General features: G+C 65.7%; 18 protein-coding genes. 9 read left to right on the forward strand and 9 right to left on the reverse strand.

Translation table 11 applies throughout. From position 1 onward, the window contains the following. The first annotated feature begins 143 nt into the window (after window positions 1-143). Entirely contained in the window at window positions 144-2,492 is a 2,349-nt protein-coding gene (locus QNO03_RS08310) for an FdhF/YdeP family oxidoreductase (RefSeq protein WP_289602934.1), read from the forward strand. Window positions 2,493-2,567: 75 nt separating this feature from the next. On the opposite strand, the gene QNO03_RS08315 is transcribed toward QNO03_RS08310, so the two are convergent. The 6 genes from QNO03_RS08315 to QNO03_RS08340 form a co-directional block, all read right to left on the reverse strand. Next, on the reverse strand, window positions 2,568-2,885 hold the full coding sequence (locus QNO03_RS08315; protein WP_229949890.1) for a DUF6457 domain-containing protein: 318 nt from the start codon (window positions 2,883-2,885) through the stop codon (window positions 2,568-2,570). A 27-nt stretch (window positions 2,886-2,912) separates the two neighbouring features. After that, window positions 2,913-3,743 (reverse strand): PP2C family protein-serine/threonine phosphatase, encoded by an 831-nt coding sequence (locus tag QNO03_RS08320; RefSeq protein WP_229949885.1) that lies wholly within the window; start codon window positions 3,741-3,743, stop codon window positions 2,913-2,915. A gap of 106 nt (window positions 3,744-3,849) precedes the next feature. After that, window positions 3,850-4,995, reverse strand: coding sequence for an adenylate/guanylate cyclase domain-containing protein (locus tag QNO03_RS08325; protein WP_289602935.1), 1,146 nt, complete (start codon window positions 4,993-4,995; stop codon window positions 3,850-3,852). Further along, a complete protein-coding gene (locus tag QNO03_RS08330; protein ID WP_289602936.1) occupies window positions 4,988-5,557 on the reverse strand; it encodes a PH domain-containing protein in 570 nt (189 codons plus the stop codon). Before QNO03_RS08330 ends, QNO03_RS08325 begins: the two co-directional genes overlap by 8 nt. A gap of 34 nt (window positions 5,558-5,591) precedes the next feature. Next, entirely contained in the window at window positions 5,592-6,452 is an 861-nt protein-coding gene (locus tag QNO03_RS08335) for a biotin--[acetyl-CoA-carboxylase] ligase (RefSeq protein ID WP_289602937.1), read from the reverse strand. Between the two features lie 79 nt (window positions 6,453-6,531). Then, complete coding sequence (locus tag QNO03_RS08340) at window positions 6,532-7,389, reverse strand: SDR family oxidoreductase (RefSeq protein ID WP_229949878.1); 858 nt, start codon at window positions 7,387-7,389, stop codon at window positions 6,532-6,534. A 320-nt stretch (window positions 7,390-7,709) separates the two neighbouring features. Between QNO03_RS08340 and QNO03_RS08345 the strand changes: the two genes are divergently transcribed. The 5 genes from QNO03_RS08345 to QNO03_RS08365 all read left to right on the forward strand — a co-directional run bounded on the left by QNO03_RS08345 (window position 7,710) and on the right by QNO03_RS08365 (window position 13,565). Beyond that, window positions 7,710-9,233: an acyl-CoA carboxylase subunit beta gene (locus tag QNO03_RS08345; RefSeq protein WP_442860273.1), complete on the forward strand. Its 1,524-nt coding sequence runs from the start codon at window positions 7,710-7,712 to the stop codon at window positions 9,231-9,233. Continuing rightward, window positions 9,230-9,487: an acyl-CoA carboxylase epsilon subunit gene (locus QNO03_RS08350; protein WP_289602938.1), complete on the forward strand. Its 258-nt coding sequence runs from the start codon at window positions 9,230-9,232 to the stop codon at window positions 9,485-9,487. The genes QNO03_RS08345 and QNO03_RS08350 overlap by 4 nt, the downstream gene beginning before the upstream one ends. A 43-nt stretch (window positions 9,488-9,530) precedes the next feature. Continuing rightward, the gene (locus tag QNO03_RS08355; RefSeq protein ID WP_502874567.1) at window positions 9,531-11,261 is read left to right on the forward strand and encodes a DUF885 domain-containing protein; all 1,731 of its coding nucleotides are present in this window, start codon (window positions 9,531-9,533) and stop codon (window positions 11,259-11,261) included. 183 nt (window positions 11,262-11,444) lie between these two features. After that, complete coding sequence (locus tag QNO03_RS08360) at window positions 11,445-12,836, forward strand: dicarboxylate/amino acid:cation symporter (protein WP_289602939.1); 1,392 nt, start codon at window positions 11,445-11,447, stop codon at window positions 12,834-12,836. Window positions 12,837-12,929: 93 nt separating this feature from the next. Then, window positions 12,930-13,565 carry a Maf family protein gene (locus QNO03_RS08365; protein ID WP_289602940.1) on the forward strand — a complete coding sequence of 212 codons (636 nt, stop codon included), beginning with the start codon at window positions 12,930-12,932 and terminating at the stop codon, window positions 13,563-13,565. A 191-nt stretch (window positions 13,566-13,756) separates the two neighbouring features. Here the strand turns inward: QNO03_RS08365 and QNO03_RS08370 are convergent, their stop codons facing one another. Then, complete coding sequence (locus tag QNO03_RS08370; RefSeq protein ID WP_289602941.1) at window positions 13,757-14,509, reverse strand: endonuclease domain-containing protein; 753 nt, start codon at window positions 14,507-14,509, stop codon at window positions 13,757-13,759. Window positions 14,510-14,940: 431 nt separating this feature from the next. Between QNO03_RS08370 and QNO03_RS08375 the strand changes: the two genes are divergently transcribed. After that, entirely contained in the window at window positions 14,941-16,743 is a 1,803-nt protein-coding gene (locus QNO03_RS08375; protein ID WP_289602942.1) for an acetyl/propionyl/methylcrotonyl-CoA carboxylase subunit alpha, read from the forward strand. 92 nt (window positions 16,744-16,835) lie between these two features. On the opposite strand, the gene QNO03_RS08380 is transcribed toward QNO03_RS08375, so the two are convergent. Next, window positions 16,836-18,251, reverse strand: coding sequence for an MFS transporter (locus QNO03_RS08380; RefSeq protein ID WP_229949861.1), 1,416 nt, complete (start codon window positions 18,249-18,251; stop codon window positions 16,836-16,838). Window positions 18,252-18,473: 222 nt separating this feature from the next. Then, window positions 18,474-19,880 (reverse strand): NAD(P)H-quinone dehydrogenase, encoded by a 1,407-nt coding sequence (locus QNO03_RS08385; RefSeq protein WP_229949859.1) that lies wholly within the window; start codon window positions 19,878-19,880, stop codon window positions 18,474-18,476. Between the two features lie 91 nt (window positions 19,881-19,971). On the opposite strand from QNO03_RS08385, the gene QNO03_RS08390 reads away from it, so the two are divergent. Further along, window positions 19,972-20,772 carry a purine-nucleoside phosphorylase gene (locus tag QNO03_RS08390; RefSeq protein ID WP_229949857.1) on the forward strand — a complete coding sequence of 267 codons (801 nt, stop codon included), beginning with the start codon at window positions 19,972-19,974 and terminating at the stop codon, window positions 20,770-20,772. A gap of 55 nt (window positions 20,773-20,827) precedes the next feature. Then, a complete protein-coding gene (locus QNO03_RS08395; protein WP_289602943.1) occupies window positions 20,828-22,591 on the forward strand; it encodes a phospho-sugar mutase in 1,764 nt (587 codons plus the stop codon). Window positions 22,592-22,597: the final 6 nt, after the last annotated feature.

Raw genomic sequence — 22,597 nt, forward strand, 5'->3', positions numbered from 1 at the left:
CCCGCCCCGGGATCAATGTCCGCACACCCCGCAACGCTTGCGGGCGGTGCGCCGGGGCTGCTAGGCCTGATCATAGGTAAACTACGGGAGAGGCAGAAGCCGCTTCGGTGGCCCTGAAGTTATGCAATGAAGGGAAGTGCGGCGTGGCCAAGAATGAACCCCGCGTAAAAGAAGTAGACGAGAACGAGATACAGGTTAAGGGCCATCCGAAGGAATGGGCGGCGGGAATCCCTGCTGTCTACCACTCCATGAAGCCTGCCATCGAGCACATGGGTCTTTCCCGTGCCCTCGGTACCACCTTCCGCATGAACCAGAAGCACGGGTTTGACTGCCCGAGCTGCGCCTGGCCGGATCCGAAGGACCGCAGCCCGTTCGAATACTGCGAAGAAGGCGTCAAGGCCGTTACGTGGGAAGCCACTCCTGTGGTTATTCCCTCGGAGTTCTGGGCAGAGCATAGCCTCACCGAACTGCGCGAACGCAGCGAATACTGGATGGGTATGCAGGGCCGGCTCACCGAGCCTCTGTACAAGCCTGCGGGCGAAGACCACTACCGTCCCGTTGGCTGGGATGAGGCGCTCGGCATTGTGGCCGACAAACTCAAGGCTCTGGACTCCCCCGACGAGGCCGCGTTCTACACCAGCGGGCGTACCTCCAACGAGGCCGCTTTCCTCTACCAGCTGTTCATCCGCGCCTACGGTACGAACAACCTGCCGGACTGCTCCAACATGTGCCATGAGTCCTCGGGCTGGGGCATGGGCCAGACCATCGGCATTGGTAAGGCCACGGTGGCTTATGACGACTTCGAAAAAGCCGACCTGATCATCCTGATGGGCCAGAACCCGGGCACCAACCACCCGCGCATGCTGACCGCACTGGAGCACTGCAAGCGCAGCGGCGGCAACATCGTCGCCGTCAACCCGCTCCCCGAAGCAGGGCTGAAGCGCTACAAGAACCCGCAGAAGCCCCGCGGCATCGCCGGCAAGGGCACGGAACTGGCCGACCAGTTCCTGCAGATCCGGCTCGGCGGCGACATGGCCCTGCTCCAGGCCATCTCCAAGCGGGTCTTCGAGGCCGAGGAAAAGAATCCGGGAACGGTCCTTGACCACGACTTCCTGGAAAAGCACTGCGAGGGCCTCGCGGACCTCAAGGAACACATCATGCTGCTCGACGACGCCGAAGTCCTCGAAGCAACCGGGCTGCGCGTCGAGGAAATCGACGAGCTGGCCGACCGCTACCTGCGTGCGGAAAAGGTGATCATCACTTGGGCCATGGGCATCACCCAGCAGAAAAAGGGTGTCGCCACCATCAAGGAGATCATCAACCTGCTGCTGCTGCGTGGCAACATCGGTAAGCCTGGCGCCGGCGCCGCCCCGATCCGCGGGCACAGCAACGTCCAGGGCGACCGCACCATGGGCATCTGGGAGCAGATGCCCCCGGCGTTCCTCGATTCGCTGGGCAAGGAGTTCAACTTCGACCCGCCCCGCGAGCATGGGGCCGACGCCGTCGAAACGTTCTACCGGATGCATGACGGACGCATCAAGTTCTTCATGGCACTGGGCGGAAACCTGATCTCCGCCATTTCGGACACGCAGTTCGCCGAAGCCGCCATGGTGAAGACCGATATGACGGTCCAGATGTCCATCAAGCTGAACCGCTCGCACCTCGTCACCGGCAAGGAAGCACTCATCCTTCCGGTCCTGGGACGCACGGAATTCGACGACCAGGAGTCCGGCCGCCAGTTTGTCTCCGTGGAAGACACAGTCTGCGTGGTGCATGCCTCGCACGGCGGAGTGAAGCCGGTGTCCAAGAACCTGCTCTCCGAGCCAGCCGTCGTGGCGCGCCTCGGCGCCCTGGTGATCGGTGACAAGATCGATGCCGACTGGGCAGGCTACGAGAAGGACTACGACCTGATCCGGGACCACATTTCCCGCGTGGTTGTAGGCTGCGAAAACTACAACGAGCGGATCCGCCAGGACGGCGGGTTCGTGCTCCCCAACGGTCCCCGCGATTCGCGGACCTTCAACACGCCCACGGGCAAGGCCGTCCTGACGGTCAATGACCTCGAAGCCGTTGAGCGTCCGGAAGGCACGCTGCTGCTGCAGAGCCTGCGCTCCCACGATCAGTGGAACACCACTATCTACGGACACAATGACCGGTACCGCGGCATCAAGGGCGGCCGCCACATCCTGTTCATGAACTCCGGGGATATTGAGGAACTCGGTCTGGTGGACGGCCAGCAGATCGATATCCACGGTGTCTACAAGGACGGCGTCGAGCGGGTGGTGCGTAACTTCCGGGTGGTTTCCTACCCCACCCCCAAGGGCTGCGTCGCCGCCTACTACCCCGAGGCCAACGTCCTGGTACCGATGGACCATGTAGCCGAGGGCAGCAACACCCCGGTCTCCAAGGCCGTAGTGGTCCGGGTGGAACCGGCTGCGCAGCCGGACGCCAAGCCCGAGGATAAGATGCGCCACGCGGCAGCCACCGCCTGATCCCGCATACACAACAGGCCAGGACTTCGGTCCTGGCCTGTTGTGTGTCTAACTCTGTGTATCTAACGCGGCTGCTTACTGGGCAGAGCCCTTCCAACCCGGATTATCCGGTCCGTCGATACCGGTCTCGGCCAGCTGGAAAGCAGTATCGGCAGCCTTCTGGACGGCCTCGTCTGCGCCCTTACGGCCGCTGGTGGTGGTAAGTCCGGCTGCATACCCAACGACGAAGGCGCTGATCACGCCTGCGTTGCCGGACACCGTCTGGGCCGACTTCTCCCCGAGTTCCACGAGCATCTTGTGGTCCACTTCAAGATCGAGGATCTGCAGCGCCTGCGTCAGGCGCCTGCTCCAGTCACTAAGGCGGCGCTCTTCCATATCCGGGTCAGTACTCATTGCGGCTCCTTCAGTGTGGTGCGGTTGTTATTCGTCAAGCTTATTAGGCTCAGCGGGGTCCGGCGTTCCCGGCAGCGTGACGGCGGCGGATTCGGAACGGTCGGGACCGCCCACGGCGTCCACCACCAGGACCGTAATGTTGTCCCGTCCGCCCGAACGCAGCGCGGCCTGCACAAGGGCAGCACACGCGTCCTGCGGGTTCTCCGCGGACGCAAGGATCTGTTCGATGTGTTCGTCGGCCACCTCGCCGGTCAGCCCGTCGGAACAGACCACGAGCCGGTCGCCGGCCTCCACCGGAATAAGCCACAGATCCGCCTCGGCGTCATTGCCCGTGCCCAGGGCCCGCGTCACCACATGCCTGCGTGGGTGTACCAGGGCTTCGGCGGCAGTGATCTGCCCCAGGTCCACGAGTTCCTGGACTTCACTGTGGTCCACGGTGACCTGCTCCAGCACCCCGTGGTTTACCCGGTAGGTGCGGGAATCGCCCACGTTGAACACCAGCCAGTGGGGCCGTCCCCCTTCCCGGACCAGAACGGCACCGGTCAGCGTGGTTCCGGCACGTCCGCCGGTGGCTGTACGAATGCGTTCGTCGGCCTCCAGGATCAGGGCCTCCAACTGCTGGGGGGAGAACTCGGGCAGGTGCTTCCCCACAATCGGGGAATCGCCCAGGGTCCGCACGCAGATGCTGCTGGCCACTTCCCCGGCCTCGTGGCCGCCCATACCGTCCGCGACCGCAAAGATCGGATCGGCGGCGATAAGTGAATCCTCATTCAGTTCGCGGCGCAGTCCCCGGTCGGACGCATAACCAAAAACGGCATGCACGTCAGTATCCGGGGATGTCGTTTCGTCGGAGTTCATTCACGCCCTATCCGGAAGGTTCACAAAAGTGATCTGGCTTACGAGGTCTCTTGAATACCCTAGCCGACGCAGGCACCTGCCGCTCCGCCGTGACGGAACCGCGTCGCTAGTCCAGCACCAGCCCCGAACCGGTCCCCCGGGCCAGGGTCACCGGATGGATTTCGCCGAAGCCCCGCACATTGCGCGGCTGGTGCGGGATAAGCACGAACTTGGGATTGTCCTTCAGCGCCGCGGCGGTGGATGCATCGGTAAGGACGGTGCCCGGCTCGGCCAGGGACGTCAGCCGGGACGCGAGGTTTACGGTGGGACCGTAAATATCGCCCAACCGCGAGAGCACCCGTCCCCAGACCAGTGAGACCCGGGCCGAGGGCAGCAGATCATCCTCGGTGAAGGCCTTGGCCAGCGCCAGCGAAATCTCGGCTCCGGCCTCGGGGCTTTCCGCGTTGAAGAGGACTTCGTCGCCGATGGTCTTCACCAGCCGTCCGCCACCCACCGAGATGATCTCCGCGCACATGTGTTCGAAGCGCTGCACCATCTGGGCCAGCGTCTTCTCATTCATCTGCCGGGAAAGGCTGGTGTAGGAAACAAGATCCGCAAAACCCACCGCCCGGGCCAGCGGCAGCGGGGCGTCGTCGGAGGCACCGTCGTCGTGGCTCGCCAGTCCGGCCTCTGCACGAAGGGCGAGGCGCTGAATAGCAGCATTGAGCTGGCGCTTCCAGGCATAAACGAGGGTCTTTTCCAGCGGCTCAATCAGATCGGGCAGGGCTTCGACCAGCCGCTTGCGGGCTTCGGCGTCCGTGATGCCGCGGCGCACCACCATTTCCTCCACCAGCGCTTCAACCTGCCACACAACCATCCGGTCCGTCATCTGCCCGATGGACCGCATGATGGAAATGGCCGCTTCCTCGGTGAGCTGCTCATCGCGCACCAGCTCAATGACGGTGGTCAGGGCCTCGCGGTCCTGTTCGGTGAAGAAGACTGCGTCGTCGTCGAGGTTTGGAAACCCCATGGCCCGCCAGAGCTTGCGGGCCGAGAGCAGGGACACCCCTGCCTCGGCAGCGGCCTCCCGGCGCCGGAGGGTACGCGGGCCGCCCAGCAACTGGGCTTCCAGCCGCCGCACGTCCTCGCGGTCAATCTCGGTGCCCGTACTGGCCAGCGAGTAGTCGGGACGTCGCGTCGGCGTGGCGTCCACCGGCTGCGGTATCGGTTCGGGGTGGTTTGCGGGGCCGAATCCGCCGTGCGCGTCAGTCATCGTCCCTCCCTTCGTAGTCGTATTGCCCGTCACCTTCCATATCTACACCATCGAACATTGCCGTCAGCGGCAGTTGTCCGATGGCAGAGACCACAATGGAGCGGAAACGGTGCACCTCGGGTACCGCGGGGTACTGCATGATCCGCCCGTGTCCCAGATCGAGGATGAGCGTTCCGCTGCGCTGCATCCGGTCCGGCACGGACTGCCGGATTTCCAGCTGGTAAATGGCGGCAAGGGCGATTTCGTGTTCACGGCGCAGGAGCACTCCCTGCCGCTGGATCAGTCTCCGGTCCGTGAGGATGATGCGTCCAGCCAGCCAGCGCAGCACGGGCGGAACACAGTAGCGGGCCAGCACCAGCACGGCCAGGGCGACGGCGGCGACCTGCAGGTAGGGGCTCCACTCGCCCAGCTGTCCGGGCAGCGAGTCACGCCCCAGCCATCCGATGGCGTATCCACCCAGGGCACCGGTGGTTCCGGCAAGCACCAGCGGTTTCCACAGTGAGCGGGCATGCGGCCGGCCGGCGGCAATAATGTGCTCGCCGGGAGAGAGTTTCAGGCGCACGGCACCCCTCCGCGCAGGCGGTTCAGTGGTGCCCTCACGACGGCTCGGGCCGCAGATGCACGACGTCGGCCGCGCTGACGGTGTGGGTGGCGCCGGCGTCGTCGACAATCACCAGCGCACCGGTCGGTGCCAGGGCCACGGCGCGGCCGGTAAGGACGCCGCCTCCGGGCAGCTGGGCGCTCACGGCGCGGCCGAGGGTGTCCAGGCGTGCGGTGACCTCATCGCGGAGCGACGCACCGGATGCAACGGCTTCCGGGTCGCCGTCGACCGAGCAGAACGACCGGTACCGGGCGGTGAACGCCAGCAGGTAATCCTGCAGGAGGATGTTGCGGTCGGTGGTGGAAGCGTACTCCATCAGCAGGCTGGTGGCGGTGGGAACAGGCAGGTCGTCATCCGTGAGGCTGACGTTCAGCCCGGCACCGACCACGACGGCGGGCGGGCCGCCGTCGGACGCGGGCACCAGCTGTGCCAGCACACCGGCAAGTTTGCGGCCGTCGACCATGACATCGTTCGGCCATTTCAGGCGCGCCTCGACGCCGGTGCGCGCGGCGACGCTCTCGGCCATGGCCAGGGCGGCAAGCAGGGACAGCCAGCCGTAGGACATGGTGGGCAGAGGGCGCCCGGAGGCATTTACGGGACGCAGCAGCACGCTGACAAATAATGAGGAACGTTCCGGCGCAACCCAGCTGCGGTCCATCCGCCCGCGGCCCGCGGTCTGGAGTTCAGCGGTGAGGACGGTCAGGTCCGCCGCTTCCCAGGGGCGCAGCCGTGCGGCGTCGGCCAGGTCGGCATTGGTGGAGCCGGTCTCCTCCACTACCTCCAGCGCGGCCAACGGACCATTCGGGGCCACCAGGGCTGCCCTCAGGCGGCCGGCATCCAGTGCCGGTCTTTCCATGCTGGAGTAGTGCAGTTGCATGGTTCCGATCTTACGCGGGCGCCCGGACAATCCCGGGCGCCCCCTCCCGCGGGGAAGGTCAGAGGAAGAAGTCCGGCATCAGCTTGTCCGCCGGGACCCCGGGAGCGTAGCGGCTGAAATCCGTGATGCCTTCCTCCCGCAGCACCTCCTCGTCGGTGTAGAAGTTGCCGGTGGAGGAACTGCTGGGGCGCGTGAGGATGGCGTGGGCGGCATCGGCCATGATGTCCGTGCTGCGGGAGGCCGCAGCCAGCTTTGCTCCCCCGGGCATGTTGCGGATGGCCGCGGTGTCGATGCCGGTCACCGGCCAGAGGGAGTTGACGGCGACGCCGTCGTTCTTCAGTTCCTCGGCCAGGCCGAGGGTGGTGAGGGACATACCGTACTTGGCCATCGTGTAGGCCAGGTAGCCGCCCGCCCACTTGGGATCAAGGTTCAGGGGCGGGGAAAGGGTCAGGATGTGCCCGTTGTCCGAGCGGCGCAGGGCGTCCAGGGAGAACTTGGAAAGCATAAAGGTGCCGCGGGTGTTGATATCGGCCATCAGGTCGTAGCTCTTCATCGTCACGGCGTCGGTGCCGGAGAGATCGATGGCGGAGGCATTGTTCAGGACAATGTCGATACCGCCGAACTGCTCGATGGTGGCTTCGACGGCACGGGCGACATCTTCGTCGCGGCGCACGTCTCCGATGATCGGCAGTGCCTTGCCGCCGGCTGCCTCCAGCTGCTCGGCGGCCGTGTACACGGTCCCTTCCAGCTTTGGATGGGGCTCCGCAGTCTTCGCCAGCATGGCGATATTCGCGCCGTCGGCTGCGGCGCGCAGGGCGATGGCCAGGCCGATGCCGCGGCTGCCGCCGGACATCAGGATGGTGCGTCCGGCCAGAGACCGCGACGCCGTTTCCGGGGTGCTGTTGGGGATGCTCATAGCCACAGGGTAATGCACCCTCCACCGATGTTACTAGTGAGTAACATCAGTACGCCGCTGTCCGTCCACGACGCGCCCGGACCAACCGGCGGGAGACGAAATTGTAGGTTTTCTACACTCGGTCCCCCTGCATGCGCTCATTAGACTGGATAAACCGCCACGCATTTTGTGCGGAACCTACTTAACGCCCGCACCGCCTTCCCTGTGGAGGCCGAACGGCGTCTCAACTGAAGCACCCGGAGGCCCCCTTGAGCATCGACCAGGACCTGTCCCTGCATACGACGGCCGGCAAGATTGCCGAGTTCCGGCGCCGCCAGGCCATGGCAGCGGTGCCCTCGGGTGCGGCTGCCGTGGAAAAGCAGCATGCCCGCGGCAAGCACACCGCCCGCGAGCGCATCGACCTGCTGGTGGATGCGGGATCCTTCGTGGAGTTCGATGCCCTGGCCGTACACCGCTCCACCGCCTTCGGCATGGAGAAGAAAAAGCCGCTCGGTGACGGGCTGGTCTCCGGTTACGCCACCGTGGACGGGCGGCCCGTGGCTGTCTACAGCCAGGACTTCAGTGTGTACGGCGGCTCCCTGAGCCAGGTCAACGGCGAGAAGATCGTCAAGGTGCAGGAATTTGCCCTGCGCAACGGCTGCCCGGTGATCGGCATCCTGGACGGCGGCGGCGCCCGCATCCAGGAAGGCGTTGCCTCGCTGGCCATGTTCGCCGATATTTTCCGCAACAATGTCCACGCCTCCGGCGTCGTTCCCCAGATTTCGCTGATCATGGGGCCGTCCGCAGGCGGCGCCGCCTACTCCCCCGCCCTCACGGATTACGTGGTGATGGTGGACAAGACCTCCCACATGTTCATCACCGGCCCCGATGTCATCAAGACCGTCACCGGCGAGGACGTGGACATGGAGACCCTCGGCGGCGCGCGGCAGCACAATGCCAATACGGGAACCTCCGCCTACCTGGCCTCCGATGAAGAGGACGCCATCGAGTTCGTCCGCGAACTGCTCGATTTCCTCCCTTCGAACAACCTCGCCGAAGCGCCGCTGACCGCCTTCGACTCCGATCCCGAGCCCACCGAAGCTGATCTGGCGCTCGATGAGCTGATCCCGGACTCCGCCAACCAGCCCTATGACATCCGGGCCGTCATCGAAAATGTCCTTGATGACGGACACTTCCTGGAAATGCAGGCCCTGTACGCACCCAACGTGATCATCGGCTACGGCCGGGTCGAGGGGCACACCGTGGGCATCGTCGCCAACCAGCCGATGCAGTTTGCCGGCACCCTGGACATCGCCGCCTCCGAAAAGGCGGCCCGGTTCGTCCGCAACTGCGATGCCTTCAACATCCCGATCCTGACCTTCGTGGACGTCCCCGGCTTCCTGCCCGGCAAGGACCAGGAATTCCAGGGCATCATCCGCCGCGGCGCCAAGCTCCTCTATGCCTACGCCGAGGCCACCGTGCCCAAGCTGACGGTCATCACACGCAAGGCCTACGGCGGCGCGTACATCGTGATGGGCTCCAAGAAGCTCGGTGCCGATATCAACCTCGCGTGGCCCACCGCGCAGATCGGCGTGATGGGTGCCCAGGGCGCCGTGAACATTCTCTACCGCGCCCCGCTCAAGGCAGCGGCCGACGCCGGCGGCGACGTTGAGGACGTGCGGCGCCAATACATCGAACAGTATGAAGACGAGCTGCTCAACCCGTACCAGGCTGCCGAGCTCGGCTACGTGGATGCAGTGATCGCCCCCTCGGAGACGCGCCTGCAGCTCATCCGCGGCCTGCGGGCCCTGCGGGACAAGCGGGCCTCCCTGCCCGCCAAGAAGCATGGAAACATGCCGCTGTGAGTTCCGCAGACGCCGTAGGTACCGCAGACGCTGTCGGTACCGGAGACCTGGAACCGAAGCCGTTGCTTTCGGTGGTCTCCGGCAACCCCACCCCAGAGGAGCTGGCAGCCCTGGCCGCCGTCGTCGCCGGGCTCGGCGCGCAGGCCGCACCGCTTCCCCCTGCCCGGCCGGCACACCGGGCCTGGGTCCGCCGGCGGAACCTGCGCCTGGACCCGAAACCCGGTCCCGGCTCCTGGCGGCGGAGCTTCCGCTAGACACATTGGGACCCCCGGGCGGGTGTGCGGTTAGGCTACGTTTGTGAGCCAAACGACACCATCCTCCCCGCCCGAGTTCCCCTCTGCCGGCAGCGCCCCCGCGCGCCAGCCCACCGCCATCGACGCCGTTGCCGATGCCTTCACCGCCACCTTCCTGCACCTGGATCCATCCTTCGCCACGTCCCTGGGCATCCCGGGGCGGGAGACCGAATACGGTGACTATTCGCCGGCCGGCCTTGAGTCCTACGCCGAAGCCGTCCGGGAGACGCTCAGCCGGCTGGACGGCCTGGAGCCGGCGGACGACGTCGACCGCGTGACCCTCGATGCCATGCGCGAGCGCCTCGGCCTTGACCTGGAGATCCACGCCTCGGGCTGGGACCTGGCCGAACTGAACAACATTGCCTCCCCCGCGCAGGGCATCCGCACCATCTTCGACCTCATGCCCACGGACACTGAGGAACAGTGGCACCATATTGCGGGCCGCCTGAACAACGTAGGGGATGCCGTCGCCGGCTACATCACCAGTCTGCGCAGCGGAATCGAACGCGGCCGGGTGGCTGCCCGCCGGCAGGTAAAGATCGTGATGGAGCAGGCCTCCGCATATGCCGAAGACGGCGGATTCTTCGCTGCCCTCGCCGCCAACGCCTCGCTGTCCGACGGCGGCGAACTGTCTGAGGGACTGCTGGCAGAGGTACGGAGCGGAGCCGACTCGGCCCGCCGCGCCTATGCAGGCCTGGCCTCCTTCCTGGAGGAGGAACTCCTTCCCGCTGCACCGGCGGCGGATGCCGTGGGCCGGGAGCGTTACGCGCTGATGTCCCGCCAGTTCCTCGGATCCGCCGTGGATCTGGAGGAGACCTACCGGTGGGGCGTCGAGGAACTGGACCGCATCATCGCGGAGCAGGAAGCCGTGGCCCAGCAGATCCGGCCCGGTGCGACCGTGGCCGAGGCGATGCGGATCCTGGACGCGGATCCGGCACGCCAGCTGCACGGAACGGATGAACTGCAGGCCTGGATGCAGGACCTGGCAGACCGCGCCGTTGCCGACCTCGCCGGGTCCCACTTCGAGATCAGCGGGCCAATGCGCCGGATCGAGTGCATGATTGCCCCCACGCAGGAGGGCGGCATCTACTACACCGGGCCCAGCGACGATTTTTCCCGTCCGGGCCGCATGTGGTGGTCCGTGCCGGCCGGTGAGGACACCTTCACCACCTGGCAGGAAACCACCACCGTTTACCACGAGGGCGTTCCGGGCCACCACCTCCAGATTGCGACGGCGACGGCGTCCCGCGGGCTGCTCAACGACTGGCGGCGGAATGTCTGCTGGGTCTCCGGCCACGGCGAGGGCTGGGCGCTCTACGCCGAGCGGCTGATGGAGCAGCTGGGCTACCTCAGCGATCCGGGTGACCGGATGGGCATGCTGGATGCGCAGCGGATGCGGGCAGCGCGCGTGGTCTTTGACATCGGCGTCCATCTGGAACTGGAGATTCCCGAGCGCTGGGGCGAGGGCACCTGGACCGCCGACAAGGGCTACGCGTTCCTGAAGGAAAACATGTCCATCAGCGAGGGGCAGCTGAACTTCGAGTTCACCCGCTACCTGGGCTGGCCGGGCCAGGCGCCCTCCTACAAACTGGGCCAGCGGCTCTGGGAGCAGATCCGCGACGAGGTCCGCACCCGCGAGGGCGACGCGTTCGACCAGAAGGCCTTCCACACCCGTGCCCTGCAGCTGGGTTCCGTGGGCCTGGACACCCTGCGGCGGGCACTGCTGGACGGATAGCGGTTCTGCGATCTTCGTCACAGTGGCCCGGGGAATGCCCCGGGCCACTGGCGCAGCTGCAGGGACTGGCGGGGATTGCCGGGGATTGCCGAACCGGCGACCCGGCGCTGCCCGCCAAGGCCTGCGTAACATTTCGCAACTTCGAGACAGGTCTGATAAGGAACGGCAGCTAGAGTCTTTCGGGTGACCTCACAGACCTCTTCCCCGAAATCCCCTGCCCGGCGGCTGCCCAAGTGGGCAACGTCCTTCGGCCCGCAGATCATCGCCGCCCTCATTGCGGGCCTCGCGCTGGGCCTGCTGGCCAAGTCCATGGGCACCGTTGACGACGAACCGAACTGGCTTACCACCACGCTGGACACGATCGGCACCAGCTACGTATCGCTGCTGAAGGCCGCCGTCGTCCCGCTGATCTTCACGGCCGTCGTCAGCTCGATCGCCAATCTCCGGGCCGTGTCCAACGCCGCCCGGCTTGCCTGGCAGACACTGCTCTGGTTCGCCATCACGGCGCTGATCAGCGTAACGATCGGCATCCTGCTGGGCGTCCTGATGCAGCCCGGCAGCAATGCCGACGTCGAGGGCAGCGAGTTCAGCGGAAGCCAGGGCAGCTGGGTAGGATTCCTGACCGGCCTGGTGCCGGCTAACTTCCTGGGCCTCGGTGCGAGCTCCAAGGTTGCGGAGTCCGGTGACGTCACCACGAGCGTCAGCTTCAATGTGCTGCAGATCCTCGTGATCGCCATCGCCGTCGGCATCGCCGCCCTGAAGGTCGGCAAGCCCGCCGAAGCCTTCCTGGCGCTGAACGCCTCTGCCCTGGCAGTCATCCAGAAGGTCCTGTGGTGGATCATCCGCCTGGCTCCGGTCGGCACCGTCGGCCTCATCGGCACCGCCGTGGCGACGTACGGCTGGGACACCATCGGCTCCCTGGGCATGTTCGCCCTGACCATCTACATCGGCCTGTTCCTGGTGCTGTTTGGTGTGTACCCGGTCCTCATCAAGGCCCACGGCCTTTCCATCCGCCAGTGGTTCTCCGGCGCCTGGCCGGCCATCCAGCTGGCCTTCGTCTCCCGCTCCTCCGTGGGAACACTGCCGCTGACGCAGCGGGTGACCGAACGCAACCTCGGTGTACCCCGGGCCTACGCCTCCTTCGCCGTGCCGCTGGGTGCAACCACCAAGATGGACGGCTGCGCCTCCATCTACCCGGCAATCTCCGCGATTTTCGTGGCCCAGTTCTTCGGAATTGACCTGAGTTTCACGCAGTACCTGCTGATCGCCTTGGTCTCCGTGCTGGGTTCGGCTGCCACGGCAGGCACCACGGGCGCCGTCGTGATGCTGACGCTGACGCTCTCCACCCTCGGCCTGCCGCTGGCCGGCGTCGGCCTGCTGCTGGCCATCGACCCGATCCTGGATATGGGCCGCACCGCCGTCAACGTGGCCGGACAGACCGTGGTCCCCACCCTCGTGGCCAAGCGCAACGGACTGCTGGATGCCGGGCTGTACAACGCCCGCCGGCAGGGCGATCCGTTCGCGGATGACTCCGAGGAAATCGAGGTTCCGCTGCTCGTCGAGTCCAAGAGCTGACTCCTCCTGCAGTAAACGCCGGGCTGTCCCTTCGGGGGCGGTCCGGCGTTTTTGGTTTCCGGGCCGGTCCGCACCGGCACTAGGCTTGATCCCGTGACCAACCCGAATCTGAGCCTCATCCTGGCCTCCGCGTCCCCCGCCCGTACCAAGCTGCTGACCGATGCCGGCATTGCCCATACCGTCCTCGTCTCCGACGTGGATGAAGATGCCGTCACCGCCCGCTACGGCATGACGGACCCCCACGACACGGCCCTGCTGCTGGCCCGCGCGAAGGCAGAAGCCGTAGCCTCCCTGCCGGAGGCGGACGGGGCACTGGTGATCGGCTGCGATTCAGTGTTCGAGTTCGAAGGCGAGGCGCACGGCAAGCCGTGGGAGGCCGACGTCGCGCGCGAACGGATCCGCCGGATGAGCGGGTCTTCCGGGGTGCTGCACACCGGGCACTGGCTGGTGGACTGCCGCGATACCGACGAAGACGGCTCCGGGGCGACCCTGGGTGCGGTTTCCTCGGCTGAGGTGCATTTTGCGAAGCTGACCGAGGAAGAGATCGAGGCGTACATCGCCACCGGTGAGCCGCTGCAGGTGGCCGGCTCCTTCACCATCGATTCCCTGGGCGGGGCGTTCATCGAGCGGGTCGACGGCGATCCCCACGCCGTCGTCGGGCTCTCCGTGTCGACGCTCCGCCAGCTTCTGGCCAGCGCCGACGTGCGGATCATCGACCTCTGGAAGTAGTTTCTTTCGCGTGGCGGGCGCCCCTGCCCTGCATCTTCTGTACAGATAACGGGCTTATCCGGCGCTGATCACCTATCGGTGTACTGATAACGGGCTTATCCGGCGCTGATCACCCATCGGTGTACAGATAACGGGCTTATCCGGGGCACAGAGCCCCATTATCTGTACTATCAACGCGGATCCCCGCTGCCCTATACGGGACGCCATCCAGCTATTGCCAGACCGCGCCGCACTTTTGCCCGGACGCGGTGCTGCCCCTGGGCGAAGTCAGTTTTGCTGATTTTCACCTGCATCCAGCCCAGCTCGGCGGTTTTGAGATCCCTGTAGTGGTCACGGGCCTGCTGTTCCGGGGTGAGATGGTGCGCGCCGTCGTACTCGAGACATGTTCGGAATTCCCGGCACCCGAGGTCCGTCCATACCTGGGCCTCTCCCCCGGTATTGCAGATGGCAACATTGGGCAGGAATTCGGGCAGCTGTGGGTCCTTCAGCAGCATAAGCCGCAGCAGGGTCTCCGGCGGCGAATCTACGCCCACCCGCAGGCAGTCCAAGGCATTTCGGCACTTAGCGAGATGGGGAACATGTGCCTTACCCGTAATGAATTCCCTAAGCTCTTCCAACGGAACGAGAGCCAATCGCGGCGGGCCAAAGCTCCGGTGATGCTCGCTGATGATTTGGTCCCCCATAACAATCAGCTCATCAGACGACAATGCGCCCGCGAGATCCATCCAGGTGCGGGCAATCCCGGTCACGGGCAGGCCCATGACCACCTCGGTCTCCGGCTCGGACAGATCGAGCCGGTGTCCCACCACATTTCGTCGTCGCGGCATCCCATACCCGGGACGCCGGCTCAGGTGCAGCAGCGGTTCCTCCGCGAGCCGCCGCGGCAGCACCAAGCCATGCAGCCTGGCAGCCGTGGCGTGGCTGATGACCGCGTCCGGCAGCAAGTCGATATATGGTCTGCAGCTCCCCGCCAGATCGCCAGGCATCCCCCGAGGCACGCGGATCGAGCGGCTCGGGACACGCAGATCGGATGCACGGAGACGTTCCGCTCCGACGCCGTGCACTTTAGCTTCCAAGACAGTAAAGGGTTGGGTGCGGAGCGCATCAGGAAGCGGACTGGGTGGTCTCATAAGTCCAGCAACTACTCACCAGCATGTCTGCCCCACCCCTGCAGCACCGACGGTGAAGCGGCCAGCAAACCCAATCGACATGTGGAGGAAAGCTGGGAGGCGCATCGCCTCACACCCGGGCAGCCTCCGCTTTGTAGAATCCCCACAACGAACGGACCGTTCCCACGCAGAAACAGCACGTATTATGGCCCGAGACCACAAAACCGCGCTAGGCTCCGAAGAGATCAAAAGGAGCCAGTGCACCAATGAGCCAGAACACGCCCGCGCCTGCTGCGACCCCCGCAAAGGCACTCACCAAGATCCTCATTGCCAACCGCGGCGAGATTGCCGTACGGGTTATCCGGGCCGCGCGAGACGAAGGAATTGCCGCCGTTGCGGTCTACGCCGATCCGGACCGCGATGCCCTGCACGTCCGCCTCGCAGATGAGGCCTACGCGCTGGGCGGCAGCACCGCCGCCGAGTCCTACCTGGATATGGGAAAGATCCTCGACGCCGCAGCCCGCGCAGGCGCCGACGCCGTCCACCCGGGCTACGGCTTCCTCTCGGAAAACGCCGAATTTGCCCAGCGCGTCATTGACGCGGGACTGACCTGGATCGGCCCCTCCCCCAGCGCGATTTCCTCCCTGGGCGACAAGGTCCAGGCCCGGCACATCGCCGCCAAGGTCGGCGCCCCGCTGGTTCCGGGCACGCAGGATCCGGTGGAATCCGCTCAGGACGTCCTGGATTTCGCGGACCGGCACGGACTCCCCCTGGCCATCAAGGCTGCATTCGGGGGGGGTGGACGCGGCATCAAGGTGGCCCGGACCCGCGAGGAAATCCCCGAGATGTTTGATTCCGCCGTACGCGAGGCAACGGCCGCGTTTGGCCGCGGCGAATGCTTCATCGAGCGGTTCCTTGACGCACCCCGCCATGTGGAAACCCAGTGCCTGGCCGACGCCTACGGCAACGTAGTTGTTATCTCCACCCGCGACTGCTCCCTGCAGCGCCGCAACCAGAAGCTGGTCGAGGAAGCACCGGCACCGTTCCTCAGCGAGGAACAGAACGCCAGCCTCTACTCGGCGTCGAAGGCCATCCTGAAGGAGGCCGGCTACCAGGGTGCCGGAACCTGCGAATTCCTGGTCGGCAAGGACGGCACCATCTCCTTCCTGGAGGTCAATACCCGGCTCCAGGTGGAACACCCGGTGTCCGAGGAAGTCACGGGGCTGGACCTGGTCCGCGAACAGTTCCGCATCGCCCGCGGCGAAGCACTGGGCTACGGCGATCCCGAAGTGCGCGGACACTCCTTCGAGTTCCGCATCAACGGTGAAGACCCGGGCCGCAATTTCATGCCCGCTCCCGGCACGGTCTCCGAATTCAAGCTGCCCACCGGGCCGGGCGTCCGCGTGGACTCAGGCATCGAAGCCGGTGAAACCGTGGGCGGGAACTTCGATTCCATGCTCGCCAAGCTGATTGTCACCGGCTCCACCCGCCGCCAGGCACTGGAGCGGGCGCGGCGCGCGCTGGCGGAGATCGACGTCGCCGGGCTCCCCACCGTGCTGCCCTTCCACCGCGCCGTCACAGCAGACCCCGCATTCACGGGCGAGGACACGTTCGGCGTGCATACCCGCTGGATCGAGACCGAGTTTGTGAACACCATTCCGGCGTGGAACGGCGAACCGGGAACAGGCGACGACGACGAGCGCCAGCGCGTCACCGTCGAGGTAGGCGGCAAGCGGCTGGAAGTGGTGCTGCCGGCCGGGCTGGGCACCCCTGCCAACGGCGCGTCCAACGGCACTCGGGGCAACGGCAAGGCCCGCAAACGCTCCCGGGGCGGAGCGTCCACCGCTGCCGCTGGCGACGACCTCACCTCCCCCATGCAGGGAACCATCGTCAAGGTTGCCGTCGAGGATGGAGCCGAAGTCAACGAGGGCGACCTCGTCGTGGTGCTGGAAGCCATGAAGATGGAACAGCCGTTGACTGCGCACAAGTCCGGCACCATCACGGGCCTGAGCGCCCTCCCCGGCGTGACAGTCTCCGCCGGTGCCGTCATCGCCTCCATCCAGGACTAATCCCGGACAAACGGGGAGACACCAGCAGAAGCACCGAAAATAAAGCAGGCCCGGTTCCCACCAAGGGAACCGGGCCTGCTGCATTGAACCGGCTAGACGACCTTCACGGCCTCACTGGAGTTGTTTTCGTAGTCGACGTCGCGCGTCTCCTTCGTCACGAACAGGGCTACCAGGGTCAGCACCGCCATGGAGGACAGGTAGATGCCCACCAGCCACGGGCTGCCGTCCGCGGCCTGCCACAGGGCGACGGCGATGAACGGTGCCACTGCCGCACCCAGGATCGAGGAGAAGTTGTAGGCAATGGCCGAGCCCGTGTAGCGCACATTGGTCGGGAACAGCTCGGGCAGAAGGGCTCCCATGGGTCCGAAGGTCAGCCCCATCAGGGTGAAGCCAATGATCAGCAGCGCCATCACCCCTACGGTTCCGCCGCCCAGCAGCGGCGAGAACGTGAAGCCGAAGAGGAAGATGCCGGCGGTCACCACCAGCAGTGTCTTGCGGCGTCCGAACTTCTCCGCCAGCGGACCGGCGACGAGCGTGAAGACTCCGAAGAACACCACGCCGATAATCAGCATGATCAGGAAATCGTTGCGGGCGTAGCCCAGGCCGGCGGCGAAGGTTTCGGGGTCGAATACCTTGCCGCTCTTCTCCGCCGCGGCACGGGCGGCTTCCTCGGACTTGGCAGCGGTGCCGTAGGACAGGGTGAAGGTGGTCATCAAGTAGAAGAGCACATACGTTGCCAGCATGATGAAGGTGCCGGCTATCATCTGGCGCCAGCTGTATTTGAAGGCGCGGCTCAGGGGCAGTTTGCTGACCTCGCCCGAATCCACAACCTTCTGGAAGGCCGGCGTCTCAACCAGCTTCAGACGGACGTACAGGCCGATGATCACCATGACGGCGCTGGCCAGGAACGGCACGCGCCAGCCCCAGGAGTCGAACTGCTCGGCATCCAGCTGGAAGCTCAGCAGCAGGAACAGGCCGTTGGCCAGGATAAAGCCGATCGGCGCGCCCAGCTGCGGGAAGGTTCCCCAGACGGCACGCTTGTTGGCCGGTGCATTCTCTGTGGCGAGCAGCGCTGCTCCGGACCATTCCCCACCTAGGGCCAGGCCCTGGGCAAACCGCAGGACCACCAGCATTGCCGGAGCAAGGATCGTCCAGCCGTTTTCCGCGGTCGGCAGGCAGCCGATCAGGAACGTGGCGATGCCCATGGTCAGCAGAGAGGCCACCAGGGTTCCCTTGCGGCCCACCCTGTCACCGAAGTGCCCGAAGACGATGGAGCCCAGCGGCCGTGCAATAAAGGCCACCCCAAACACGGCGAACGAGCTGAGCAGGGCGGTTACCCCCTCGGCGTTTGGAAAGAACAACCGGGGAAAGACCAGGACCGCGGCCGTTGCGTAGACGTAGAAGTCATAAAACTCGATGGAGGTTCCGACGAGGCTGGCAACAATCACACGGCCCTTGGAATTGGCTTTAGCCGGCGCCGCTGACGCGGAGGGATTCTTTGTAGACATTGGAACTCTTTCGCAAGAGGAATTGAAGTATCCATATCCTAGGAGCCTGAGTCCGTCATGTGAGATTTCTGTCCAAATACTGGACACATATTTCGTCATCCGTCATCTGCCGCTCCGGAAAACCGGGCAATGGGCTTCCCGCAATCCACTAATCCGGACATAAAAAATCCCGCGCCCGCGACGGATAATCCGCCGCGGACGCGGGAATGAAAAGAGTAATCCCTACAGATGCACGTGCAGCCGCCGGGCAGCCTCCGAAATGGATCCGGTGAGGGACGGGTACACGGCAAAGGTGTTGGCCAGGTCATCCACATGCAGCTTCTGCGTGACGGCAATGGCGATCGGGAAGATCAGCTCCGAGGCACGCGGCCCCACCACGACGCCGCCAATCACGCTTCCGGAGCCCTTGCGGGCAATGATCTTCACGAAGCCTTCCTTGACGTCCATCATCTTGGCGCGGGCGTTGGTGTGCAGGGAGAGCTTGATGACGTCGCCCTGGTAGCGGCCCTCGGCGACGTCGGCCTCGGTGACACCCACGGATGCAATTTCCGGGGACGTGAAGATGTTCGACGCCACTGTCTTGAGCTTCAGCGGCCTCACGCCGTCGCCCATGAGGTGCGCCACCGCGATGCGGCCCTGCATGGCCGCCACGGACGCCAGGTTGAACACACCGGTGCAGTCCCCTGCGGCGTAGACATTGTCCGCCGTGGTGCGGGAGACGCCGTCGACCCGGATCTGGCCGCGCTCGTCGAGCTGCACGCCGGCCTCTTCCAGACCGATTCCGGCCGTGTTCGGGATGGCGCCGACGGCCACGAGGCAGTGGCTGCCCTCAAGGGTGCGCCCGTCCGCGAGGGTCACCAGCACACCGTCACCGGTGTTCTTCACGGAATCCGCACGGCACCGGCTAAGCACCGTCATGCCGCGGGCCTGGAAGACGTCCTCCAGGACGACGGCGGCATCCGCATCCTCGCCCGGCAGCACGCGGTCGCGGCTGGAGATCAGTGTGACCTTGCTCCCCAGGCCGTTGTAGGCGGACGCGAATTCAGCGCCGGTCACGCCGGAGCCGATGACAATCAGGTGCTCCGGAACCTCGGTGAGGTTGTAGATCTGCTTCCAGGTGAAGATCCGCTCGCCGTCCGGCACGGATGTGTCCAGCTCGCGGGGGTTTGCACCGGTGGCAATCAGCAGCGCCTCGGCCGTGACCGTTTCCACGGTGCCGTCCGGGGCCGTGACCTCAATGGTGGAGTTGTCCAGCAGCCGGCCGTCGCCGATCTTCACCTTCACGCCCACCCGTTCGAGGGTGCTGCGGATATCATTGGACTGCTCCTTGGCCAGGGCCAGCAGACGGTGGTTGACCACCTTGAGGTCCGCGAAGACCGGGGAGGCCACGTCGCCGAATTCCACGCCGAGGTTCCGGGCAGCGTTCATCCGGGTCATCACGTCGGCGGTGGCAATGAGCGTCTTGGAAGGAACGACGTCGGTGAGCACCGCGGAGCCGCCCAGCCCCTGCCGTTCGACAATGGTTACGTCCGCACCGAGGGATGCCGCCACGAGGGCAGCCTCATAGCCGCCGGGGCCCCCTCCGAGAATCGCGAGTTTCCGGGCAGTAAAATCTAGTTGGCTGGTCACAAGGCTCTATTCTGTCCCATCGAGTGACGCTGCTCAAACGGCGGCCTCCGGCGCGGACTCCGGTGGTCCCTGCAGGCTGTAAGTTTGTTAAGTGACTAACGACCCATTTGAACTTGCCCAGCAGGCCGCCGACTACATTGCAGAGCACACCGGCGTGCCCTCCCACGACATTGCCCTCGTGCTCGGAAGCGGCTGGGGTGAAGCCGCCGAACTGATCGGCGAGACCACTGCTACGCTCTCCGCCGCCGATATCCCGGGCTTCTCCGCTCCGGCCGTGCAGGGGCACGTCGGCACCATCCGCTCCGTCCTCACCACCGACGGCAAGCGCGCCCTCGTCCTGGGTGCACGCACGCATTACTACGAGGGCAAGGGTGTCCGCGCCGTCGTCCACGGCGTCCGCACGGCAGCAGCCGCCGGCGCCAAGGTCATGGTCCTCACCAACGGCTGCGGCGGGTTGAACCCCGACTGGCAGCCCGGCACCCCGGTGCTCATCAGCGACCACCTCAACCTCACGGCCGCATCCCCGCTCGAAGGCGCCACGTTCGTGGACCTGACCGACCTCTACTCTTCGCGCCTGCGCGATGTAGCCCGCACCGTGGACCCCACCCTCGATGAAGGTGTCTACGCCCAGTTCACGGGGCCGCACTACGAAACCCCCGCCGAGGTCCGTTACGCCAAGACCATCGGCGCCGACCTGGTAGGTATGTCCACGGCCCTCGAAGCCATCGCCGCGCGCCACGCCGGCATGGAGGTCTTCGGGATCTCCCTGGTCACCAACCTGGCAGCAGGCATCAGCCCGGTGGCACTGAGCCACGGTGAGGTCCTGGAAGCCGGACAGGCCGCCGGACCGCGCATTTCCAAGCTGCTCGCCGAGATCATCAACAAGATCTAGCAGCTTCGGCGCCGCTCAGCTATCCGCACCAGCACCACAACAGTAGGTACACAACATGACTCTGATTCCCGCTGAACTCGAAGAACTCACCGCCGTCGCGCAGGAATGGGCCGACAGCGATCCCGATCCTGACACTGTGCGCCAGCTCCGCACCCTCCTGCGCACCATCTCGGACGGTACGGACGCTGCGGCAGCGGCGGCGGCCGAAGAACTGGCGGACCGCTTCGCCGGCACGTTGGAATTCGGGACGGCGGGGCTGCGTGCGGAGCTGGGCGCCGGCCCCAACCGGATGAACCGCGTGGTGGTGCGGCGCACCGCTGCCGGTATCGCGTCCTTCCTCCAGGACACTGCCGGCGACAGCTGGACCCCCAGCGCCGTCATCGGCTACGACGCCCGGTACAAGTCGAAGGACTTCGCCCTGGAAACAGCTGCCGTCTTCGGTGCCGCGGGCATTGAAACGTTCCTGCTGCCCTGCACGCTGCCGACGCCGCTGCTCGCCTACGCGGTGCGTGCGCTGGACACGGATGCGGGCGTCATGGTCACCGCCAGCCACAACCCGGCGGCGGACAACGGCTACAAGGTCTACCTCGGTGGACGCACGGTCAAGGGGCCGGGCCGCGGCGCACAGATCGTCACCCCGTACGACGCCGAGATTGCCGCCCGGATCGACTACACCGTGCCGCTGGAGTCCATTGAGCTGGCACCGGACGGCTACACCGAAGTCTCCGAGTCACTGATTGCCGACTACATCGGCGGCGTGGACGACCTCGCGCACCGCGAAGGCTACCCCGCACGGGACCTGGACATCGTCCTCACACCCATGCACGGCGTCGGCGGCGAAACCATGTCCGCCGTACTCCGCGGCGCCGGCTTCACCTCGGTCACCCTGGTTCCGGAGCAGGCACTGCCGGACCCGGACTTCCCCACCGTCGCCTTCCCCAATCCGGAAGAACCCGGTGCACTGGACCTGGCCCTGAAGCTTGCCGTGGACCGGGACGCGGACCTTGTCCTGGCCAACGACCCGGACGCCGACCGCGCCGCCGTCGCCGCCAAGGATCCGGCCACCGGTGAATGGCGCATGCTCCGCGGCGACGAAGTGGGTGCCCTGCTGGGCCGCCACATCGCCCGCCGTATTGCGGACGGCCGCTGGAAGGTCCGGGGCGAGAAGACCCGCGCCGGCGTCGTCTTCGCCAACTCGATTGTTTCCTCCCGCCTGCTGGCACGCATTGCGGACGCTGCAGGTTTTGAGCACCAGGAGACCCTCACCGGCTTCAAGTGGATCTCCCGGGTGCCGAACCTGGTCTACGGGTATGAGGAAGCGCTGGGATACTGCGTTGCACCCGGGCAGGTCCGGGATAAGGACGGCATCTCCGCCGGAGTCCTGATCGCGGAACTTGCGGCCGCACTGAAGGCTGCGGGGCGCACGCTCTTTGACGAACTCGACGAGCTCGCACTGAAGCACGGCCTGCACCAGAGCGACCAGCTCTCCGTCCGGGTGGAAAACCTGGGGCTGCTGACCGAAATGATGCAGCGGCTGCGCGAGCACCCGCCGAAATCCTTCGCCGGCTCGGAAGTGGACACCGCCGTCGACCTCGCGGAGGGCGCCAACGGCCTTCCGCCCACAGACGGGCTGCGCTACATTACCCGGGACAACACCCGGGTCATCATCCGGCCCAGCGGAACCGAACCCAAGCTCAAGTGCTACCTCGAGGTGATTGAGCCCGTCGGTTCGGCCGCGGAGCTGCCGGCGGCGCGTTCGAATGCCCGCGCGACGCTGGACGCCGTGCTGGCGGATGTACGGACGGCCCTGGGACTCTAACCAGGC

Source organism: Arthrobacter sp. zg-Y877, from assembly GCF_030373105.1.
Lineage (GTDB): Bacteria > Actinomycetota > Actinomycetes > Actinomycetales > Micrococcaceae > Arthrobacter_B.

What these genes read in the sequence shown, in the direction of transcription:
- QNO03_RS08345 (WP_442860273.1), top strand. Translation starts at nt 7,710, where the DNA reads ATGGCAGCGGTGCCCTCGGGTGCGGCTGCCGTGGAAAAGCAGCATGCC.
- QNO03_RS08315 (WP_229949890.1), bottom strand. Translation starts at nt 2,885, where the DNA reads ATGAGTACTGACCCGGATATGGAAGAGCGCCGCCTTAGTGACTGGAGC.
- QNO03_RS08325 (WP_289602935.1), bottom strand. Translation starts at nt 4,995, where the DNA reads ATGACTGACGCGCACGGCGGATTCGGCCCCGCAAACCACCCCGAACCG.
- QNO03_RS08395 (WP_289602943.1), top strand. Translation starts at nt 20,828, where the DNA reads ATGACTCTGATTCCCGCTGAACTCGAAGAACTCACCGCCGTCGCGCAG.
- QNO03_RS08320 (WP_229949885.1), bottom strand. Translation starts at nt 3,743, where the DNA reads ATGAACTCCGACGAAACGACATCCCCGGATACTGACGTGCATGCCGTT.
- QNO03_RS08340 (WP_229949878.1), bottom strand. Translation starts at nt 7,389, where the DNA reads ATGAGCATCCCCAACAGCACCCCGGAAACGGCGTCGCGGTCTCTGGCC.
- QNO03_RS08380 (WP_229949861.1), bottom strand. Translation starts at nt 18,251, where the DNA reads ATGTCTACAAAGAATCCCTCCGCGTCAGCGGCGCCGGCTAAAGCCAAT.
- QNO03_RS08375 (WP_289602942.1), top strand. Translation starts at nt 14,941, where the DNA reads ATGAGCCAGAACACGCCCGCGCCTGCTGCGACCCCCGCAAAGGCACTC.
- QNO03_RS08335 (WP_289602937.1), bottom strand. Translation starts at nt 6,452, where the DNA reads ATGGAAAGACCGGCACTGGATGCCGGCCGCCTGAGGGCAGCCCTGGTG.